Raw genomic sequence first — 19,712 nt, forward strand, 5'->3', positions numbered from 1 at the left:
AAGTCCAATCGGCTTCGCTGCCACCTTCTGCGAACGAAGACGACCGGCTTCCAGGCCACTCCCGGTGGCGTATGGGGGGACTCGATTTTGGCCAAGGTGTGATAGGCCGCGGTCGCGTATCCTCGGAACAATACTCGTCCGTAGGCACGCATGTAGTCGTCGAGGCGATCACAGTCCGCGTGTTGGGCCATCGTCAGGCAGATCTGCCGGAGAATGGCTTGGACGGGCCGAGAAAGGATGCGCCCGTCAAAATAGAGCCTGTCCTTAACACTATATGCCCTCACCAGAATTACAGAGGGGCGGGGCTGCCACTCCTCATACTCGGATGTGCCATCGATCCCCAAGCAGATTCGCTCGCGCTCGGAGAAGCTGCCGGCCGGAAACTTGGAAGCCACACAGCGCGACACCCGCTTCATGGGCAGTTCGAAGGAAAGGGGTAGCTCCAGGAAGAGATCCTTGGCTCTACCTGTGTCACTTGCTATCCGTAAGAGATTAGCCCGTTCAGCATTCTCGGTTCTCTTAGCTTGATGTTGAACGGTCGACCGTCTGGTCAGGACATCCGTTGCTGTCGGTGAGGGGTGGCGCCAGGGGAGCTTGGTCTTGAAAAGCCCCATCGCCGCATCCTCCCAGAGGGGCAAGTCCTGCTCCAATCCGAATACGTCTCGCTGGATACGGCTTTCGCGGGCCCACTTCAGATACCGCCCCACGTGCCTGGTTCTGGCATTTATCAGCTTCGCAGGTTCCTGGAGCAGTTGCCGGTCATCCACAAAATCCATTCCGCACACGCACACTAGAGGCGATACGTCGGGCCGAATGCTCTTCCAGAGGGGCGCAGCGCAGGTAGGGCAGCGTGATGTCAGTGGGACATCATGCCAGGGACAGCGATTGACCCAAGGCATTTGAAACAGCAGCGAGTGATATCCGGTCTGAAGGCATTCGAGACATACAGTCAATGTTGTGCGCCAGTGGATATGCGCATTACCGAATGCCTGCCACTGTTCAACATTCCACGAAGGACGCAACGCCGATGCAGATGGCACCGCCTTTAGTAGCGAATCAATCAGTTTCCGTGATCGGCATAAGCGCTGGCTCCAGTCTTCGCTATAAGTCAGGCGCACGCCCATTGTGGCGAAGGCGTCCGATGGGACGAAGTAGTTGATCCGTAGGTTCTGGACGACAAATCCAAAAGAGGAGATGCCAGCGAGATCACAGACATCGCGGTGACCAATGGTAGGTAGGCTGCTGCAATCAGAGGTCTTCACTGAAAACCACCTCGCCTGATTCGGCGTTGTACAGGGCCAGATCCGAGAAGCGAACGGCCGCGCCGATGTGCTCAGGAGTAAGTCCAGAAAAGCCAGGGGAGCAGATCACTCGAGTCGAAAGGAAGTATGCGATCAAGCTGGTTGCCTTCATGGGCCAATCATCAAACTGCGATCGACGAGCAGCCACTCTCTGGATGCAGCCCTCTTCCCATATCCGAGCGCTCTCATTACACATGCGGAACTCGCCCTCATAGATTCGCGGGGCGAGGTGCCTTGGTAAAGAAACACCGGCTCCCGCTGCATGCTCTACTTCGTCCTCGAATCGCTGTAGAAATACATAGAGGTCGTCTGGGCCACGAATTCCGTGCATGCGGTGGTAGCGTGTCAGATAGCGACTTCGAATCTGCGGCGGAACCATGAGTGTGTTGATGCCTTCTTTCTTTCCAGAGGTATGGCCGTCCTGAAAGAGGAATATTCCGAAAAATGAAACTCCGTTCTTGTAAAGAGCTTTGTCGATCGTGCAGATGTGGTTGAAAGCATCAGCCTCCAGTAGGTTGGCGTCGTCGAATATCGGCATGAAGCGACGTGCTCCTGTGGGCTGGAGCTGCATCTGGACATTGCTCACAATTCTTTCGAGCTTCTGATCACTACCCTGTCGAGCAACAGTTCTTACTCCGATCTGCGTTAGGAACCAGTCGAATACGGCGCCCTCACCGCTTCCAACCGCTCGCAGATCGAGATGTTTGGCCACGTAAGCCACTCTCTGCCAGGCGTGGTAGACGCATATAAACTCTGCAAGCGTGCTCTTTCCAAAGCGGGTGAAAGAATGCAACCCCATCCCGTGGTATTCCGCCTCTATGGCTGATGCAACCTGCGTGAGCTGATCCTCCATTGCAGCCGTCGGGATGATGGGACGCCCCTCATGATCGAAGAAGGTGGTCATGGCGGACTTGCCTTCTTGCCAAGATTCACCCGTCCCGTGAGCGGGACGTACACGTCGACCAGACGGGAGGCTGGTTTGGCGGAAGCAGTACTGGAAGCGGGTTCTGTGACCAGCTGGGTAGGAGAGGGAAATGAACCTGCGGCAGCCAGCTCCGTACGGTGTTTTGCCATCAGGGTGGCGGCCTCTCGACTTTCCGAGAACTTTTCACGTAAGTAGTGCTTCAGTGCATAGACGGCGCAGGCGGCGCCCTTGATCTCAAGCCTGCCCGCGCGCGACAGACGGTGGATCGTTTTTCGAAGTCCTAAACTATGCGGCGTGCGGCTCCATGGCCGCAGGGCTCGAAGGACAACAAACAACTCCCCCTTTTCGTCATACAGGTTGATAAACCTAGCATCGAGGATGTCGACCGTTGCAGAGTACTTCTTTCCCACTAGATCCCAACGGCCCCGCAAAGAGATGGAGCGGTATCGCGCATGTCGGAATCTCACGTAGGGTTGTCGCTTGCGCTTCTTAGATCCCGAGATCTTGACCGAGCATTGCAGAGTGGACAGCATGTTGGCACGCTCCGCATGGTCACGCGCGGCGAACACCCAGCCACCCGTTCCCACAAATGTTTGAAGCACCTGGATGGGGGAGCGATTCTGTAGCGCATCCAGTTCCGTAGCGTTTGCGCCGCTGATCGTGACATCCATCAGATCCTCAAGCGCAGTGGTATCGGCGGGGTAGACCTGAGGATCGGACGTGTTTGTGTTGGTGGCCGTATCGCTGTTCTCACCCGCGGGGCGATAGGCTCCGGGAATTTCCCTTATGACAGTCTCTTCGATTCTCTTGTTCCACGCTTCCAAGTGACCGCGCGTCTCCGGAACGTGAGCGCGACCGAAGTGGATGACTCCCAGCAGCTGGCTCGCCATACGTTGGCGATTGACGTCCAGCCGATGCGCCATTGCGTTGTCTGCGCTGGTTATTGATGGCATCGCCACGACGCCGATCGCCGGTGCCGTGCCAATGCCACTGCCAGGCACGTAAACCATCGTCGGCGCAACCAGGTCGCGTGGCGCCCATTGCCGAAGACTGTTAGCGCACGTCACATTGAAGTCAGTGCCGCTATAATTGAGGCCGAAGGACAGCGTCCAGCTCGAGCACAAGCGCAACAGCGCAAAGTAGCCGACGATCAGCCAGGACCGGAGGATCTGCTGCAGAAAGGGCTGGCCGTTGCCATCCTCACCTTCAATATAGAACGGGCAGTCCAAAGCATGTCCGTCGTACTGTGCCCAGTCGGTGAGCTGCAGGGCAAACACCTCGCCCAGTTGGCCCGCTGCATTTGCATCCTCGACCTCAAAGTCCTCATCGATGAACGGTTGTCCTTCGCGCTGCACATGCAAGAATGCGAGAATGCTGCGACGCGCGTAGGTCTTGTCGTTGGCGGGATAGCGATCTTTAGGCACGTTGTCCCGTATCCACTTGCACAGGTTCTTGAAGAAGGATTCGAACCTCCTGCTGGGAGCATTGCGGCCTGGAAGCGGACCGGAGTAGTCGGTCAGCAGTTCCTGGAAGGCAGTAGCCTTCTTCAGAAAAGCCTTGAACGCACCAGGGGCGGCAAAGGCTGGGTACTCATCGGCTTCGGCGGTGTTGGTATGCCTGACGCGATGGGGAATGCAGGCGCGCCAGCCCCAAGGCTTGCGGTCTGGTGCGATCGTGCGGGCCTTCTCTATGGTCGCTGCCAGCGTCTTTACGTGGACGCCATACTGTTTGGCCGCCGACGTCATGGACGATCCCGCCGCGACGGCGCGTACAGCTTTGCGCCGAGCGTCGAAGGCATTCTTTTGATCAGGCAGCAATTCGCTGGGCTCAAACTGATCCCACTGTCCAATCTCCAAGAGGTTCAGCTCATGCATGGGCTGCCTCCGGCAAGGACACCCGTGTGGAGACCATGAGGCGCTGGTTCACATCGAGATGGAGAAGGCCGCGATGGATGAGCCAGCACGTCGCGCTGCGCACGTCACGCCAGTCAAACGGGCCGCACAGGGTTCTTTCAATGGCATGGAAGGAACTGAAGGGATGGGTCCGCATATGCTCAAGGACGGCATCGGTGAATACGGTGAGACCTGCCAAGGCATCGGCCGCTTGTACGTAAGGCAGCAATTCCAAGCGCGTGGCATTTGCGACCCTGGCCAAGATCAGCGACTGGGGCTTGCGGATGGCCAGTGTCAACCCGGCGGTTCGGGCCGCTTCCAGGAGCCTGCTGCATACACGTTCTTCGGCTCGTACAGCCTGAATGCTGGGCTTGGACTGGCGGCGAAAGATGGAAAAACTCTCGGCGCCGCTTCTCCGACTGACCCAGAAGCACAACTCGATCTGACGATCCTCGACTGAAAGGAACCGTGGTCGCTCGACGTAGCTCACCACATCGGGATCGAACTCATACTCCAGCGCGAGTGCAAGTCGGCAGGGTTCTACGACGGAAACGACCCGCATCTTGTGCTTGGGTGACAGGTAGTAATACACGTCGTTCTTGCGCTCTTCACGGGGGGTAAGAGCGCGAGAAGTTAGGGGTGGGTGCGGATCCTCTGCATAATACGCACGCGATTCGGGGTTCAGGGGGCTAGTCACGTGCTTCCCCACCTTCGGTAGATGCACGTGAGGAAGACTGAGCTCCGGTCGTGAATAGTCCAAGGGTTGGGCGGACCTGTGTCGAGAGGACCGGAACGTCCATGACGGTATCGGGCAATGGCAGTCGCCACTCAGTCAGCACGTGCTCTGGCTCTTGGTAGACAAACAATCGAACCAGACGGTTTCGGGCCACGTCATAGACCGCGTAGCCTTCGTACTGACGTCGGCCAAGCTGGGGACGGGGCGAGGTATCGTCGTGGATCACTTCCACCCGGTGCACATACATTTCGGGCAAGTGATAGGGACGCGGCTCAAATCTGGAAAACACCAGATACCGGGGCTCGACCTTTGAACGGATAGGGCTCATGGCGCTACTCCAAGCAGTTCTCTCCCGCACCCGAACTTCCAGATAGGAAGAGGTGTACCAAGTGGCGAAATGGGAGTAGGATCAGCGCGTTCGTGCTGTTCGCTGCTCTAAAGACGCCCGGTCGCCACCGGGCGTCAACATTTCTGGCTTAGGCCGCTGGTCTGAAATACTCTTGAGGTGCCTGCGTGAGGTCGGCACTGTCACCTATCGCGGAAGCGGGAGTGCGGCATAGCTCCCGGATGCACTTACTGGGTTGAGCTAAAAGTGAAAAGACGGTCGCCGCCAGAACGGCGATACTGGTGCGCCAGCCAATTGGCGACGTCTTGGGCCAAAGCGAACTTGCCGCGCCGGTTTTCCACGGCAAACACACGCACAGGCACGGTGCCACGCAATTGCGCCTGGCGAAAAGCGTCCAGCGAGCTGTATCCGAGAGCCCGCCAAAGCTCCTCCTGGCCGATCAAGGGCCCATAGGTACGGAGCAGATCGCGCGTCAGCAGGTCTTCCAACGCCTCAGGTGTTGGTCCCAGTGGAGATGCAGCAGGCTCCGCCACACACATGCTCCTTCGGGTCTATGTCATGACAACGCTAGCGCGTTGCTCCGTGGGAAGGTAGGAGTAAAGGGTTTACTCTAGCGGTGTCATAAGCCACTGGGCGGCCTACTGATGTCCGAGTACGAGTCCAAGCGCATTGCGCAAATCTACAGGCGGATTGATGCCGGAAATAGTGCCTACTTGATGGAGCAGGTAATCGGTGTACTACGGGTCAGTGCATGGTTTGAGTTTTTACGCGCCAATTTGCCTGGCGATGCACCGCTTACACCCTATGCGGTAGGAAGACTGCTTCAGCCCGAAACCTATGTGAAGGAGGGAGCGCATCACCAGAACCTCTGGGCGAAGTATGCGCAGGGACAACATGTTCCAAGTGCTCTCACTCTCAGCAAGATTGAGGTTCATGTGCCCGGAAGCGCTGCAGTGCTGAATTCGCGGTTATGGTGGATGCTCGATTGCAAGCGGCCGAGGCATATGGATGTGGCGATGCTGGATTCGCTGCCTTATCCGATACGCGACTGCATGTTTGTCCTCGAACAAGGTCGAGTCGTCATCGCCCGATCTTGGGATGACTCGCTCGATCGCCTATGTGAGCGAGCCAGCGGCTTGGAAGCGTTGGTGGCGGCCGTCTGGGTGCTTAGGGAGGCTCTGCATGCCGGAGATGAGGATAATTACCTGAGCATCGGGGAGTATCTTCACTCCATCCTGCTGATGGTGCTGGCATCGAAAGAGCTGCACTGCATCCGCTACACGTTGATGGCCTTCTTCTTCGAGTTTGTTTTCCCGCTTTGCAGCGGCAGGGACCTGACGTTAAATCCTGACCCCCAGCAGTTATTGGAGAGCGCCGAGGCATTTGATGAGGTCCGCTGGCTCTACGAGGACAGTGGAACCGTCGAGCCTGTCCACCATGGCGATTCCTCGTCTTGCTACGCGTTGTTTGAGGGAAGTTTGGGCTGGGATATGCGCCTTGGGCTCGGTCCCCACTATGGCGTCCGCGAAGGGGCCAGCAATCCGGAGGCTCACTTGTACGCTAGGCGCTGTCGAATCTATCGGACCTGCGCGCTGGCTGTATTGGGGCAGGGCCCTGCCGTGAGTGTGCCGCCTAGAGCGGTGCGCCTGAGAGTATGTGGCGGTGAAGCCAGCGCTGCGTTTCGATCGCGGCGTCTGCGCGATATGGCTGTTTCATAGGAGCGTCGTACCTGCGATACTGCACTAGGAGAGCTTGCTGAGCGCGAGCGTCGTGATTTCGCGCGGCAATATGGTCACGCAGTTCAGCCGGACCAGGAGTCCGCTTCTCGGTAGTGATGCGATCGATCCAAGCGGGCATCAAGCACACTCACAGCAGGGTGTTTACACTCCATTTCCCGCTGCTTTCTTTTCCAAAGGTCACCACACCGCATGAGTAAGCCCACCCTGGACTCCATCGCCACGGCCAAAGCCAAGCTGGAAGAAGAACTTCGCAACCTGGAACGGCAGGAAGTCCAACTGCGCCAACAACAGGCGGCTGATGCTTTTGCCGAGGTTATGAATCTGGTGGGCCAGTACAACGCGCATTTCAGCGCCAAGCAAAAGGCAGAGATAGTGGCAGCGGTCGGGGCTAGCAACGCCGCTCGGGTCAAAAAGTCCACCGGCAATCAGGGGGTGGCGCCCAAGTACTGGTTGCCACACACGCAGGAGACGTGGAGCGGCCGCGGGCGCCCGCCACGCTCCTTTACCGCCTGGGAGGGCACCGCGGCCTACAAGGAATGGAAGGCCAAGCATCCCAACGAGAAGTTCCCCAAGTATCCGGGCGCCTAGCCAGACGTCATAAGTGCAGGGTGCAGGGCCTCGGTACTTGGCAGGGCGGTCCAGTAGGTGGGTCCGAGATTGAACCACTGACACGCAAAGCCTTGCGCCAGCGCCGTCGGCGGCCGCACCGAAGATGGGGTGAAGCCACAGCGGCCGTAACGACCGGCCGCCACTGCCGCGGCACGTCGCAGGATCTCGCCATACATGCCTTCGCGTACCCGGGAGGCGGGCAGGGTGCCTTGGCGCGCCAACGCGGCGCCTTGGCGGACCGCCGCCCACGCGCAGTATCGCCATTGCGCGGCGCTTAGCGACAGGCGCGACAGGCGCTGGGCAAAGGCCATGTCCTGCTGCCAGTGAAGGTCGAATTGGCAGCGGACTAACTGCTCGGCGTAGAACGCTTGGGCCTCATCGCACACTAGGCGTTGCCACAACTCCGCACCTAGGGTCAGGACCAGTTCGTCGCAAGGTACCGAGGCCAGAAAATCCTCGATCGCCGGCAAGGCGCTCTCGGCCTGGTAGGAACTCCAGGTCCACTTCCATGGAATGCCCTCCAGCGGCGTCTGCCGCGCTCCTAGCATCGAAACTGATGCCTCCCCCGGCAGGGCCAGGATCTGATGGGAAGCCAGGACCTGCAGGGCTTCCATGGCCAGCTCTGTCGTGGGCGCAATCGCCAAACGCTGCTGGTGAGCTTGAAGCAGGGCCCACAGGTACACGGCACCAGGCAATCCCAGGTCATCCAGCGTGTGAGGCGTCATCGAAGCCGGCCGCATTGCAGGGATACTAAGATTAACTTAGTATCCAGCGGCAGGCACTTCGGCCATCCTTTTCATCTGGATGCGACCCGAGGCCTGTGTGTCCGAATCAGCTGACAAGCGATCGAATTTCGCCAGGCGCCTGAAACAGGCGCGCCTGGGACGAGGCCTGACGCAGGCTCAGCTGGGTGTTTTGGCTGGTATGGAGCCCGACGTGGCGAGCACCCGCATCAACCAGTATGAGCGTGGCGTCCATGAGCCGCGCTCGGCCACGGCCAAGCAGCTGGCCGAGGCCTTGGGCGTTCCGGCCGCCTTACTCTATACCGATGACGATCTGCTGGCCAAGCTGCTGCTTCGGTGGGGATCACTGACCAAGCAGCAGAAGCGCGAGCTGGTCAAGCTGGTCGAGGCCACGCCCGGAAAGTAGAGGGACAATCGCATGGGCGATAGCCTTGGGGAGGTGTCCCGTCGGGCACTGACTCCGCCAGCGTGCTCATTCACCCTACCGAGCCCTGACATGGGGTCGTCATCTGCTGATGGCGAAAAGACCAGTTCGGAATAACCTCCGAGATTCTGGGCAATGAATCGGATTGAACGATTAGGGATCGTTATCGCGGGTAGGAAAAGTATGAGGGTCGGCAGGGATTCGTGAGAAATACAGCCGAATCCGCTTTAAGTTTTTGATGTTGCGTGCTTTTCTTCTTCATACGCCGCTGAGGCCACGAAGTGGCCTATTAGCACTTCGCGTCGAAACTGAATAGACAGAGTCCGCTACCCTCTCGGCTCGGCGATCTGCGTCCAGTGGGGCTCCAAAACGATCTCGGTGAATTGGAGAGGCGCGACCTTACGTTCCAGGTCGAGCGTGTAGTCTCCGAACCGATTGATGTGGCTGGTCCGATACGGCGACAAGCCGCCCAGAACCTCGGGATTCAACTCCATCCCCTCCTCCTGCAGGCTGGCCAACGTGCGTGTCATCTGGTCTACGTTGTGCAGGATGCAGGATCTCCTTGAGCTGCGCGATAAGCGTATCAGCACGCTTGCCGTGCTCTACTTGGTAGGCCAACAGTCTTTGCTGGGCCGTGTTCTCCAGGTTCTGCATCAGCCGGATGTACAGGTCGGCCGCATCGTCCCATGTCTTGGCGTGCTGGGACCGAATGAAGATCGTCGCCAAGGCATAGCGCTTGGCCGGCTTGAGTTCGGCCAGTTCGCTGGCATCGAGCGCACGCGCCATGGCGCGGAACTGCTTCAGCTTCGGAACCGGAATATCCACGGCCGGCAACTGCTGGGCCAGATGTTGCAGGCGTTGGATATGTTGCAGATAAAAGCGCACTTCCTTATTGGTGGGCCGTTTGGGCTCGCGCTTTAGCGCATTCCAGCCGGTATATGTGGCATTGGCCGGTGCGGCCAACAGTTCCTTGATCAAGCTCTTGGCTGGCGCGGTCAAGGCCTCATTGATGCTGCGGTAATACTGCTCATGCACCTGCTCGCGGGCCTGAACCGCAATCTTCTCCAGCGTACTGAAGCCCGGCAGCTCAAAGCGATGGTGAACCAGCTCCTCCAGCAGCACGTTGATGATGTCGGCGATGACATGCTTGGTTTGAGCGGCGGCCTGGGCCACCGTTGCCAGCCATTCCCTCCCGCTGACATCCAGCGGACGAACGCGCAGGAACTTTCGCAGGCGCGCCATATGGGCGCGTTTAGCGCCGGAGACGTCGTAGCGATTCAAGTCTCGGATGGATAGCGCCCGGCGCAGCCCGGCTGCCTGGGCAATATGTTGCCGAATCCGTTCTGGGACATCGGCTAGGATCACGAAGTAGCCCAGCCGCTGGAACATCTTCAGGTGAATGAGCACAGCCAACTGAGTGGTTGGCTGGGTCGCCATGCTACGTGCGAGGCGCACTTCGCCGCCGCTGGGCGTGTAAATCTCGTCCAGTTCCTTGGCCGTGGGATCAGGTTTCAGGCGCGGATACGCGGTCTCGTGCAGCGTCGCCATGCAGTGCCCTGGTCAGGGTTGAGGTCAATCCCAGTGACGCCCGTCCTCGGCGCGCACGGAGGCTTCCAGAAAGCAGTGGTGGTTATCGGCAACGCGATGCATCTCATCCAGCAGCATGGCCATCCTCTCGTCCATGTCCGCGGCGTCGACCACCGGCATCGTGAGTCGGTACTCGCTTCCCTCGGCATCAAGCCGATGGGCTTGAAACGGGGATAGGCACATCGCCTCAATGCGTGCCCGAGCGCGGCCAGCGCCCCTGCCTCGGGGCGTAAACGGGCTCACTAGCAGGCGCAGCGTCAGGCTCACGGTCGCGGCCGGCGCTGGCAGCGCCGCCGAGGCGAGCGCGGGGGGCGGCGCGGCCTGGAGGCCGGCTTCAACGCGTTGGCGGGCGAACGGATCGCGGCCCTGGATGTAACGCATGGCCGAGTGCACGTCTCGCCATCCGACGTACTCCATCAGGGCTTTCACGTCCCAGCCGTTGTCATTGGCCCAGCCCGCAAAGCCCCGGCGAAGGGAATGGCTGCTGTAGCCTCCCACGGCCTCCAGACCTGCGGACTGAAACAGGTCGCGCAGCAAGGGGATCAGGCTGTTCGGATGCAACCCTTGGCTGCCGACGTTGCCCCATTGATCGACACGCCGGAACAGCGGGCCTTGAGTTAGCGCGGCTGCCTGCACCCAGGCCTGCGTGGCACTGACCGCGCACAAGCGCGACAGAGCGGGCACCTTGTACGTATTGCCTGCCGACTGTCTGTCGCCCTTGCTGCGCGGCAGGAAGCAGATCATTCCCTGCTCGGGTACCAGTTCCAAGTACTCAATCTGCAGCCGGATCAACTCATCGCCGCGGAATCCTCGCCAAAAGCCCAGTAACACCAGCGCCTTGTCGCGCATGGCACGCAAGGCATACGCGTGGTCGGCGCGCTCCTGGGCCGCCAGCGTGGCTTGGTCCAGCCACCCGACTACTTGGGTCAGCTGGGCCAGCTGCAACGGCGTGGCCTGCTTTTCGATTCGGGGGTGTAGCGTCTGAATGCCCTTGAGGACCTTGCGTACCAGCGGCGTACGCGTGGGATCGACGAACCCGTGCTCGGCGTGCCAATGCGCCAGTGCTGCCAGTCGTTGCTTCAGCGTGTTGATTGCTGCCTTGGGGGCCTGCTCGGCCAGATAGCGGGCCACGCTATCGGGCGTCGCCGGCAGATGGCCACCCCATTCGACCTCGAAGTGGCGCAGCGCCGAGGCATAGCTGCGCTGCGTGTTCTGACGCGTGGCCGCTTCGAGGTAGCGGTCCACATCGCTCACGCCTGGCAGCACTCCGCCGACGCGCAACCGGCCGGTTGTCGCAGCGTAGAGAGGATCGTGCACTCGGCACGTTGTCCGCCATGGCAACTGGCGATCACCCGCTCCAGTTCCCGGGCCATCCTGCGCAGATCCTCCATCCGGGCCTGGATATCAGCCAAATGACTGCGTGCCAGCCGATCTACGTCCATGCAGGACATCTGGTCGTCCCCGGACAACTGCAGCAGGCTGCGGATCTCTTCCAGACTGAAACCCAGATCCCGGCCGCGGGTAATGAAGCGCAAACGCTCGATATCGGCAGGCTCGTAAACGCGATACCCGCTGCCGGTGCGACCAGGTTGGGGTAACAGGCCGATCCGCTCGTAATAGCGGATGGTTTCCAGATGGCACCCACTGGCCTCGGCGGCCTGACTGATCTTCATGTGGCGACTTGACTCTGTAGTAGCTACGGACTTTACCTTGCCCCCTGTCCAGCCGCCAGCCTCCCGCCCGCGCGCCTCTACCCGTGTCCGGAGCTCTCCATGTTGCGCTCACGCCTGATCCGGTATGCCGCGTATCCCGCCCTGATGGGCGCGGTTCTGGCCGGCACGGCCGCAGTATTGGCCGATGGCCTGCCGGCTTGGCCAACCTTGGCGATCCTGGCGACCGCGGGCATTGCCATGGTGGCGCTGCTGGAGTGGCTGCAGCCCTACGAGCCGTCATGGCGCCATAGCCAAGGCGACCTCAAAGCCGACTTGATGCATGGCGCCGTCAACTTTGGCCTGCTGGCCGGCACCGCCTATGGATTGCATGCCTTTCGCGGCCTGCTGCCCGCCGGCAGCCTATGGCCGACCCAGTGGCCCCTGATCGGGCAGATGCTGCTGGCGGGGCTGGTGATCGACTTGGGCCTGTATGCCATGCACCGCTTCAGTCATCGGGTGCGATGGGCATGGAAACTGCACGCTATCCACCACAGCGCTGAGCGCTTGTATTGGCTCAATGGAGAACGTCGTCACCCGTTGAGTGCACTGCTGATGGCCGGCCCGGGCTTGGGGTTGACTGTCGCCTTGGGTGCGCCGCCGCTGGTGATCAGTGCGTGGCTGACACTGATGAGTGTTCAACTGGCTTTCCAACACGCCAACTTGGACTACCGCGTTGGCCCGCTACGTCGCTGGCTAGGCGTGGCCGAAGTACATCGGTGGCATCACAAGCGTGACTATGAAGATGCCCAGGTCAACTTCGGCGAGTTCTTCATGATCTGGGATCGTCTGTGCGGCACCTTCCTTGATCGCCCTGAAACGCTGCGCGCCGGCGAGGTCGGGTTGCGCGAGGAAACGATGCCTGCCAGCTATTGGGCGCAGATGTGCTGGCCGTTTAACGAGGCTCCAGATCAACGGGATACGGCCTTTGCGCAATATCTTTGGCAAGGCGATCAAGCGCTACAACAAGGCGATCTCACGACGGCCTACAAACGGTACGAATTGGCCCACGTGCTCTCGCAGCACCGCACGCGCTTGCACGTGCGTAGTCATTGGGCGTTCGCAAGATGGGCGTGGCAAGCCCACGACATGCGCGAAATGGCTGGACAACTGCTGCGCCTGATGGCCGCTGCGACTCTGACATGGGTGTGGATGCCTAAAGGCAATACCGGTGGCGCTCGGGTAAACGCCTTGCGCACGATGCCGATTCCTTCAGAACTGCGTAATTACATGGAGAACACCCGATGAGTGACTGTGGCTGCCATCACGAGGCCAAGAACGCCCAGGAGCGACGTGTACTGTGGATTGCCTTGGTCCTCAACGCGGCCATGGCCGTCATTGGTGGCATCGCCGGCTGGATTGCCCATTCCACAGGTCTGCTGGCTGACGCGCTGGATATGCTGTCTGATGCCACCGCGTACGCCATTGGATTGGTGGCCATCGGACGCACGGCCCGCTTCAAGGCCAATGCCGCTTGGCTCAGTGGCAGCATTCTGCTGGTGCTGGGTATTGGCGTGCTGGTGGAGGTCGGACGACGGGTACTACAGGGCGCCGAACCACTCAGCGGATGGATGATCGGCACCGCGCTGCTATCGCTTGTAGTCAACGTCATCGTGTTGCGCATGCTCTCGCCGCTGAAGTCCGGGGAGGTCCATCTGCGAGCAACGTGGCTGTTTACCCGAGCCGACGTGGTGGCCAACATCGGCGTCATTCTTGCGGGCGTACTGGTGTGGTGGCTGGCCAATCCCTATCCCGACTATGTGATTGGCACCCTTATCGGTTTGTACGTGATCAAGGAAGCCATCGAGATCCTGCGTGACGCACGTCGGGCCAGCACGCAAGTGGGCAAGCCGACCGCGTGAAGATGCGTGTGCGAGCTCTGCCCGCGTTCCGCTGGCTGCTGGCGCTGAGCCTGGCACTGGGTGCCATATGGCACCCGGTGCTTACGGCGGTGGGCGAAATGCACGAGGCAGCCCATACGTGGTCCGGCGCTCACGCAGTGCTGATGACGTCCCACGCGGCCGCTGATGAGAGCGCCTTGGGCAAATCGCTCCATCAGTTGCATCAACTCGCGCATTGCTGCGCGCACGCAGTCGCCGCTCCGGCGATGACTTGGGCGCCACCTCCTGCTCCGCAGCAGCAGGCCGTAGAGCCACACGCGGTGGAGACGGTGCCCACAGGGCCATTGGTCGATCCGTTCCGACCGCCTATTGCGGGCCAAGCGCTGGCGTAGGCCAGTCCTTAACCCTTGGTCTGAACTTCTGGAGTGTTGCTATGCAAGTGCGACGTGCGGCGCTGGCCGCTTGGTTGCTGCTGGGTGCAGGGATACCTGCCTGGGCGGTCGACCCCATGACATTGGACGACGCATTCGACCGCGTTGCCCAAGCCCATCCAGACCTGCGCCTGGTGCAGGCACGTACCGCGGTACTGGCGGCCGAGCACGAGGGCGCCAATCAGCGCCCGCCTTGGACATTGGGTGCCGAGGTGGAGAATGCCCTGGGTACCGGAGATGCGAGAGGCTTGGACAGCGCCGAGTTCACCGTGAGTCTGAGCTCGGTGCTGGAGCGAGGCGGGAAACTGGATGCGCGCAGGGCCCTGGCGCAGAGCCGCATCGATGCGCTGGCTGTTCAGCGGGAAGCTCGTCGGCTGGATCTGTTGGCTGAAACGGCGCGGCGCTATCTGGCATTGGTTGCAGCGGACAAGGCCGCCAAGATTGCCCAAGTCGATATCCAACAGCGCCAGCGTACCGTGGCCGCTGCTCGTCAACGTGTGCAGGCCGGCGCCTCACCCGAGTCGGTGCTGTTGACTGCACAGGCTGCCTTGGCAAGAGCCGAGCTGGCCCAAGCAAGGGCCTCCCAGCAAGCCAGCGCTGCACGCCAGCATCTGGCCGCCCTCTGGGGGGAGCGTGAACCCGTGTCGGCGCCGGTCGCTGGCAACCCGCTCGCACTACCGGCGATCGGTTCTCTGGAAACCCTTTCCTCAGAACTGCAGCGTTCTCCCGAGCTGGCCCAGTTTGTCGACGAGCGGCGCATTGCCGAAGCACGTTTGAATCTGGCTCGCACAGCAGGCACGTCGGATCTGGCTTGGCAAGTCGGCGTGCGTCGGATGCAGGACACAAGCGACACCGCGCTCGTGGGGGGCATCTCGCTGCCTTTGGGTGCTCGAAGCCGGGCGCAACCAGAGATTCGTGCCGCTGAGGCGGAGTTGGAAGTGCTTTCGATCGAACGTGAGGCGCAGGGAATGGCGTTGTATTCCACCCTGGTCGAAGCCCACGGCCGTTACACCGTCGCCCGTGACGAAGTGGCCCGTCTTCAAGACGATGTGCTGCCCAAGCTGACCAAGGCTGAGCAAGCGGCCGAGCGTGCATATCGCGCTGGGGCCATCAGCTATCTGGAATGGGCGCAGCTGCAGTCCGAAAGGACCGCAGCTCTGCAGCAACAACTGGACGTCGCGCTCGATGCGCAACGTGCCCTCATCGAAATCCAACGGCTCACCGGCCAGGCCATGGTTGCCTCTGCCGCTGCCGCCACCTCCGGAGAGTTGACCCCATGAGCCGTTTCCCCTGGATCGCGCTGGCCCTGACATTGGCCCTGACGGCTTGTAGTGGCCCGGCACCCAATGCCCGTGGCGAGGCCGAAGAAGGCCATGAGGCCGAAGAACAAGGCGAGCACGAAGAACGGCCCCAACAGACCACGATCGAGGCCCAAACGGCACAGTCCGCCGGCATCCGCGCCGCCCGCGTGGGTCCTGGCCAGATCGCCGATGAGCATGAAGTCCAAGGGCTGCTTACGCCGGTCGAAGGTCGCATCGCCCTGGTGACTGCACGTTTCCCCGGTCCTGTGCGTGCCGTTCGCGTAGGCGTGGGCGACCAGGTCAAGGCAGGACAGGTGCTCGCGACGGTGGAGAGCAACTTGAGCCTGACGACCTATTCCGTTACCGCCCCCATAAGCGGCGTGGTGATGGCGCGGACCGCCTCGGTCGGCACGTCTGCCGCCGAAGGCGCGCCCTTGTTCGAGATCGCAGATCTGTCCACCTTGTGGGTAGATCTGCATATCTTCGGACGGGACGCCGGGCACATCGAAGCTGGTGTGCCGGTGACCGTGAGCCGATTGAGTGATAGCGTTTCCGAGCAGACGACCTTGGAACGCGTGCTGCCCGGCACCGCCACGGCCAGCCAAAGCACGATCGCACGCGCGAGCTTGCGCAATGCCGATGGACGCTGGCGGCCAGGTTCCGCCGTTAAAGCACGCATTACCGTTGATCGCGCAGAAGCGGATCTGGTAGTCCCCGTGACCGCGCTGCAGACCGCCGAAGATCGGGACGTGGTGTACGTGCAACAGGGCGAGGTCTATCACACGCGCCCGGTGAAGCTAGGCCGACGCGACGCCGAACGGGTGGAAGTCTTAGAAGGCCTGAAGGCCGGTGAGCAGGTGGTGGTGGCCCAGAGCTTCCTGGTCAAGGCCGACATCGAGAAGTCCACCGTCGAAGAAGAAGAGTGAGGCCCGCCATGCTCGAACGCCTCATCCATTTTTCCATTCGCCATCGCTGGCTGATGCTGGTACTGACCGCAGCGCTTATTGCGCTCGGCGTGTGGAGCTATCGTCAGCTGTCCATTGACGCCACGCCTGACATCACCAACGTCCAGGTCCAGATCAACACCCAGGCGCCAGGTTACTCGCCGCTGGAAGCCGAGCAACGGGTGACATTCCCCATTGAAACGGCGATGGCCGGCTTGCCCCAGTTGGACTACAGCCGCTCGTTGTCTCGCTATGGGTTATCGCAGGTGACGGTCGTCTTCAAGGATGGGACGGACCTGTACTTCGCGCGCCAGCAGGTCGCCGAGCGCCTGCAGCAAATCACGTCTCAGCTTCCTGAGGGGCTAGATCCTGAGATGGGGCCGATCTCTACCGGTCTAGGTGAGATCTTCATGTACACGGTGGAAGCCGAGCCCGATGCCCGCAAGCCCGATGGCTCCCCGTACACGGCCACGGACCTGCGGACGCTGCAGGATTGGGTGATCCGCCCGCAACTGCGCACCACGCCTGGGGTGACCGAGGTCAACACCATCGGTGGCTTTGAACGGCAGATCCACATCACTCCCGATCCAGCGCAACTGGTAGCCCTGGGATTCACGCTCCAAGACGTTGTTGGCGCGGTGATGCGCAACAACCAGAACGTGGGAGCCGGCTACATCGAGCGCAACGGGCAGCAGTTCCTGGTGCGCGTACCGGGCCAGCTACGGGATGTGGACGCGGTCGGCAGCATCGTGCTGGATCGTCGTGATGGCGTCCCGATCCGCGTGCGCGATGTCGCCACCGTTGGCGAAGGCAAGGAGCTGCGCACCGGCGCGGCCACGCAGAACGGGCATGAGGTGGTCGTCGGTACGGCCTTTATGCTGTTTGGCGCCAACAGTCGCGACGTTTCTCGGGCCGCTGTGGCCAAGCTGGAGGCTGCCAACGCCAGTCTGCCCGAAGGTGTGCACGCCAAGGCGGTGTATGACCGCACGGCGTTGGTAGATCGCACCATAGGGACCGTTGCCAAGAACCTGATCGAAGGCGCGCTTCTGGTGGTGGTGGTGTTGTTCCTGTTACTGGGCAATGTCCGGGCGTCGTTGATCACCGCAGCTGTGATCCCGCTGGCCATGCTGTTCACCATCATCGGCATGGTGCGAGGCAACGTATCGGGCAATCTGATGAGCCTGGGCGCGTTGGACTTCGGGCTTATCGTGGATGGTGCGGTCATCATCATCGAGAACTGCCTGCGTCGTTTCGGCGAGGCGCAGAATGCGCTGGGCAGGCAACTCAACGATCAAGAGCGATATGACCTGACGGCTTCGGCAACGGCGGAAGTCATTCGACCGAGCCTGTTCGGTCTGGGCATTATCGCGGCCGTCTATCTGCCGATCTTTGCCCTCTCCGGCGTCGAGGGGAAGATGTTCCACCCCATGGCCATTACCGTCGTCCTGGCGCTGACCGGCGCGATGATGCTGTCGCTGACGTTCGTGCCAGCGGCCATTGCAACCTTCCTGCGTGGACGCGTGGCCGAGCACGATAACCGACTGATGCGCTGGTCACGAGCTCGCTACACGCCGCTGCTGGATTGGGCGCTACGCCGTCGATTGGCCGTACTGGGCGGCGCCACGGTACTGGTGGTCGCGTGCGGCATCCTGGCCACGCGGCTGGGATCGGAGTTCGTGCCCAGCCTGGATGAGGGCGACATCACGCTGCAGCCGATGCGGATTCCAGGCACGAGTCTGGAGCAATCGGTGGCGATGCAGGAAACATTGGAGAAGCGATTGGCGCAGTTTCCCGAGGTGGCCAACATTTTCTCCAAGATCGGTACCGCCGAGGTAGCCACCGATCCGATGCCCCCCTCGATGGCCGACACGTTCCTCATGCTCAAGCCGCGGGATCAGTGGCCAGATCCCCGCAAGCCCAAGGCAGAGTTGATCGAAGAACTGGAGCAAGCCGCCAAGAAAATCCCCGGTAGCAACTATGAGTTCACCCAGCCCATCCAGATGCGCACGAACGAACTGATCTCCGGCGTCCGCTCGGACGTGGCGATCAAGGTCTATGGCGATGATCTGGATCAGCTCGCACGACTTGCTGGCCGCATCGAGCGGGCAATGCGTGAAGTGCCTGGTGCTGAGGACGTGAAGTCTGAGCAAGTGAGCGGACTGCCGTTGCTCACGGTAACCCCAGACCCGGTAGCGCTGGCACGGTATGGATTGAATCCAGGAGATGTGCAGGAGACGGTGGCCACCGCTATCGGTGGTCAGGTAGCGGGCCAGTTCATTGAAGGCGATCGTCGCTTCGCTCTCGTGGTCCGGCTACCCGAAACATTGCGCTCAGATCCGGCGGTGCTGGCAGACCTGCCGATTCCCTTGCCCGAGGACAATAGTCCCGATGAGTCCAGCCGTGAGGCGACATGGCGTGGCGGTAGCCCTCGGACCGTGCCGTTACGTGAGGTCGCTACCATCCAAGTCGAGCGTGGACCGAACCAGGTGAACCGCGAGAACGGCAAGCGACGCGTGGTCATCACGGCCAATGTGCGCGAACGCGATCTGGGAAGTTTCGTGGGAGATTTGCGCACCAAAATCGGCGAGGAAGTGAAGATGCCGGAAGGCTACTGGGTGGCCTATGGAGGCACGTTCGAGCAATTGATCTCCGCCAGCCAGCGCCTTTCCGTAGTCGTTCCGGTCACCTTGGCTCTCATATTTGCTCTGCTGTTCATGGCCTTTGGGTCGGCAAAGGACGCTGCGATCGTGTTCAGCGGGGTACCGCTGGCGCTGACCGGCGGCGTCATCGCGCTGGCGCTGCGCGGAATTCCGTTGTCCATCTCCGCCGGCGTGGGCTTCATCGCCCTATCGGGCGTGGCGGTGTTGAACGGCTTGGTCATGATTGCCTTCATCCGACGCCTGCGCGAACAAGGCGATCCGCTGGATGAGGCCGTGCGCGATGGTGCGCTCGGCAGGCTGCGTCCGGTGCTGATGACCGCGCTGGTGGCTTCTTTGGGCTTCTTGCCGATGGCTCTCAATGTCGGTGCGGGTTCGGAAGTCCAGCGGCCCCTGGCGACCGTGGTGATCGGTGGCATCTTGTCCTCGACCGCCTTGACCCTGTTTGTATTGCCCGTGCTGTACCGGTGGTTACACCGTGAGCGCGACCGGCCCGTTCTCCCGACCACGGCGCTCGCATGAGGCAG

At 61.1% G+C, this 19,712-nt stretch carries 16 protein-coding genes and 1 pseudogene; 8 read left to right on the forward strand and 9 right to left on the reverse strand.

The window, feature by feature from the left end:
* Positions 1 to 1,248: 1,248 nt before the first annotated feature.
* The 4 genes from VGN58_RS07900 to VGN58_RS07915 form a co-directional block, all read right to left on the reverse strand.
* Positions 1,249 to 2,205: a hypothetical protein gene (locus VGN58_RS07900; protein ID WP_327482745.1), complete on the reverse strand. Its 957-nt coding sequence runs from the start codon at positions 2,203 to 2,205 to the stop codon at positions 1,249 to 1,251.
* The gene (locus VGN58_RS07905) at positions 2,202 to 4,100 is read right to left on the reverse strand and encodes a hypothetical protein (RefSeq protein ID WP_187572559.1); all 1,899 of its coding nucleotides are present in this window, start codon (positions 4,098 to 4,100) and stop codon (positions 2,202 to 2,204) included. Before VGN58_RS07905 ends, VGN58_RS07900 begins: the two co-directional genes overlap by 4 nt.
* Positions 4,093 to 4,710, reverse strand: coding sequence for a hypothetical protein (locus VGN58_RS07910; protein WP_187572560.1), 618 nt, complete (start codon positions 4,708 to 4,710; stop codon positions 4,093 to 4,095). Before VGN58_RS07910 ends, VGN58_RS07905 begins: the two co-directional genes overlap by 8 nt.
* Positions 4,711 to 5,427: 717 nt before the next feature.
* Positions 5,428 to 5,688 (reverse strand): hypothetical protein, encoded by a 261-nt coding sequence (locus tag VGN58_RS07915; RefSeq protein ID WP_244966571.1) that lies wholly within the window; start codon positions 5,686 to 5,688, stop codon positions 5,428 to 5,430.
* A 156-nt stretch (positions 5,689 to 5,844) separates the two neighbouring features.
* Here VGN58_RS07915 and VGN58_RS07920 point away from each other — a divergent pair, with 156 nt between their 5' ends.
* Both VGN58_RS07920 and VGN58_RS07925 read left to right on the forward strand, forming a co-directional pair.
* Positions 5,845 to 6,918 (forward strand): hypothetical protein, encoded by a 1,074-nt coding sequence (locus VGN58_RS07920; protein ID WP_187572562.1) that lies wholly within the window; start codon positions 5,845 to 5,847, stop codon positions 6,916 to 6,918.
* 210 nt (positions 6,919 to 7,128) lie between these two features.
* Positions 7,129 to 7,527, forward strand: coding sequence for an H-NS family nucleoid-associated regulatory protein (locus VGN58_RS07925; RefSeq protein WP_187572563.1), 399 nt, complete (start codon positions 7,129 to 7,131; stop codon positions 7,525 to 7,527).
* Here VGN58_RS07925 and VGN58_RS07930 read toward each other — a convergent pair.
* On the reverse strand, positions 7,524 to 8,273 hold the full coding sequence (locus VGN58_RS07930; RefSeq protein WP_327482746.1) for a hypothetical protein: 750 nt from the start codon (positions 8,271 to 8,273) through the stop codon (positions 7,524 to 7,526). The genes VGN58_RS07925 and VGN58_RS07930 overlap by 4 nt on opposite strands.
* Positions 8,274 to 8,370: 97 nt before the next feature.
* Here VGN58_RS07930 and VGN58_RS07935 point away from each other — a divergent pair, with 97 nt between their 5' ends.
* A complete protein-coding gene (locus VGN58_RS07935; protein ID WP_327482747.1) occupies positions 8,371 to 8,697 on the forward strand; it encodes a helix-turn-helix transcriptional regulator in 327 nt (108 codons plus the stop codon).
* Positions 8,698 to 9,041: 344 nt separating this feature from the next.
* Here VGN58_RS07935 and VGN58_RS18335 read toward each other — a convergent pair whose 3' ends face one another.
* The 4 genes and pseudogenes from VGN58_RS18335 to VGN58_RS07950 form a co-directional block, all read right to left on the reverse strand.
* Positions 9,042 to 9,245 (reverse strand): Tn3 family transposase, encoded by a 204-nt coding sequence (locus VGN58_RS18335; RefSeq protein WP_414710769.1) that lies wholly within the window; start codon positions 9,243 to 9,245, stop codon positions 9,042 to 9,044.
* A pseudogene (locus VGN58_RS07940) lies at positions 9,217 to 10,263 on the reverse strand (DUF4158 domain-containing protein); the annotation flags it as partial. The gene VGN58_RS18335 and the pseudogene VGN58_RS07940, both read right to left, overlap by 29 nt.
* Before the next feature lie 24 nt (positions 10,264 to 10,287).
* Entirely contained in the window at positions 10,288 to 11,556 is a 1,269-nt protein-coding gene (locus tag VGN58_RS07945) for a site-specific integrase (protein ID WP_046932193.1), read from the reverse strand.
* The gene (locus VGN58_RS07950) at positions 11,553 to 11,975 is read right to left on the reverse strand and encodes a MerR family transcriptional regulator (RefSeq protein ID WP_046932166.1); all 423 of its coding nucleotides are present in this window, start codon (positions 11,973 to 11,975) and stop codon (positions 11,553 to 11,555) included. The genes VGN58_RS07945 and VGN58_RS07950 overlap by 4 nt, the downstream gene beginning before the upstream one ends.
* 99 nt (positions 11,976 to 12,074) lie before the next feature.
* Between VGN58_RS07950 and VGN58_RS07955 the strand changes: the two genes are divergently transcribed.
* The 5 genes from VGN58_RS07955 (at position 12,075) to VGN58_RS07975 (ending at position 19,707) form a co-directional block, all read left to right on the forward strand.
* Positions 12,075 to 13,259, forward strand: a complete 1,185-nt coding sequence (locus VGN58_RS07955; protein WP_127170488.1) for a DUF3703 domain-containing protein — start codon at positions 12,075 to 12,077, stop codon at positions 13,257 to 13,259.
* Positions 13,256 to 13,873 carry a cation diffusion facilitator family transporter gene (locus VGN58_RS07960; protein ID WP_046932167.1) on the forward strand — a complete coding sequence of 206 codons (618 nt, stop codon included), beginning with the start codon at positions 13,256 to 13,258 and terminating at the stop codon, positions 13,871 to 13,873. The genes VGN58_RS07955 and VGN58_RS07960 overlap by 4 nt, the downstream gene beginning before the upstream one ends.
* 412 nt (positions 13,874 to 14,285) lie before the next feature.
* Positions 14,286 to 15,563 (forward strand): TolC family protein, encoded by a 1,278-nt coding sequence (locus tag VGN58_RS07965; RefSeq protein WP_056878741.1) that lies wholly within the window; start codon positions 14,286 to 14,288, stop codon positions 15,561 to 15,563.
* On the forward strand, positions 15,560 to 16,510 hold the full coding sequence (locus tag VGN58_RS07970) for an efflux RND transporter periplasmic adaptor subunit (RefSeq protein ID WP_327482748.1): 951 nt from the start codon (positions 15,560 to 15,562) through the stop codon (positions 16,508 to 16,510). Before VGN58_RS07965 ends, VGN58_RS07970 begins: the two co-directional genes overlap by 4 nt.
* Before the next feature lie 8 nt (positions 16,511 to 16,518).
* Positions 16,519 to 19,707 (forward strand): efflux RND transporter permease subunit, encoded by a 3,189-nt coding sequence (locus VGN58_RS07975; protein WP_046935219.1) that lies wholly within the window; start codon positions 16,519 to 16,521, stop codon positions 19,705 to 19,707.
* The last annotated feature ends 5 nt before the right edge of the window (positions 19,708 to 19,712 follow it).

The organism is Pseudoxanthomonas sp. (genome assembly GCF_035999195.1).
Taxonomy (GTDB): Bacteria; Pseudomonadota; Gammaproteobacteria; order Xanthomonadales; family Xanthomonadaceae; genus Pseudoxanthomonas_A.

What these genes read in the sequence shown, in the direction of transcription:
- VGN58_RS07900 (WP_327482745.1), bottom strand. Translation starts at nt 2,205, where the DNA reads ATGACCACCTTCTTCGATCATGAGGGGCGTCCCATCATCCCGACGGCT.
- VGN58_RS07905 (WP_187572559.1), bottom strand. Translation starts at nt 4,100, where the DNA reads ATGCATGAGCTGAACCTCTTGGAGATTGGACAGTGGGATCAGTTTGAG.
- VGN58_RS07920 (WP_187572562.1), top strand. Translation starts at nt 5,845, where the DNA reads ATGTCCGAGTACGAGTCCAAGCGCATTGCGCAAATCTACAGGCGGATT.
- VGN58_RS07925 (WP_187572563.1), top strand. Translation starts at nt 7,129, where the DNA reads ATGAGTAAGCCCACCCTGGACTCCATCGCCACGGCCAAAGCCAAGCTG.
- VGN58_RS07930 (WP_327482746.1), bottom strand. Translation starts at nt 8,273, where the DNA reads ATGACGCCTCACACGCTGGATGACCTGGGATTGCCTGGTGCCGTGTAC.
- VGN58_RS18335 (WP_414710769.1), bottom strand. Translation starts at nt 9,245, where the DNA reads ATGACACGCACGTTGGCCAGCCTGCAGGAGGAGGGGATGGAGTTGAAT.
- VGN58_RS07950 (WP_046932166.1), bottom strand. Translation starts at nt 11,975, where the DNA reads ATGAAGATCAGTCAGGCCGCCGAGGCCAGTGGGTGCCATCTGGAAACC.
- VGN58_RS07955 (WP_127170488.1), top strand. Translation starts at nt 12,075, where the DNA reads ATGTTGCGCTCACGCCTGATCCGGTATGCCGCGTATCCCGCCCTGATG.
- VGN58_RS07960 (WP_046932167.1), top strand. Translation starts at nt 13,256, where the DNA reads ATGAGTGACTGTGGCTGCCATCACGAGGCCAAGAACGCCCAGGAGCGA.
- VGN58_RS07965 (WP_056878741.1), top strand. Translation starts at nt 14,286, where the DNA reads ATGCAAGTGCGACGTGCGGCGCTGGCCGCTTGGTTGCTGCTGGGTGCA.
- VGN58_RS07970 (WP_327482748.1), top strand. Translation starts at nt 15,560, where the DNA reads ATGAGCCGTTTCCCCTGGATCGCGCTGGCCCTGACATTGGCCCTGACG.
- VGN58_RS07975 (WP_046935219.1), top strand. Translation starts at nt 16,519, where the DNA reads ATGCTCGAACGCCTCATCCATTTTTCCATTCGCCATCGCTGGCTGATG.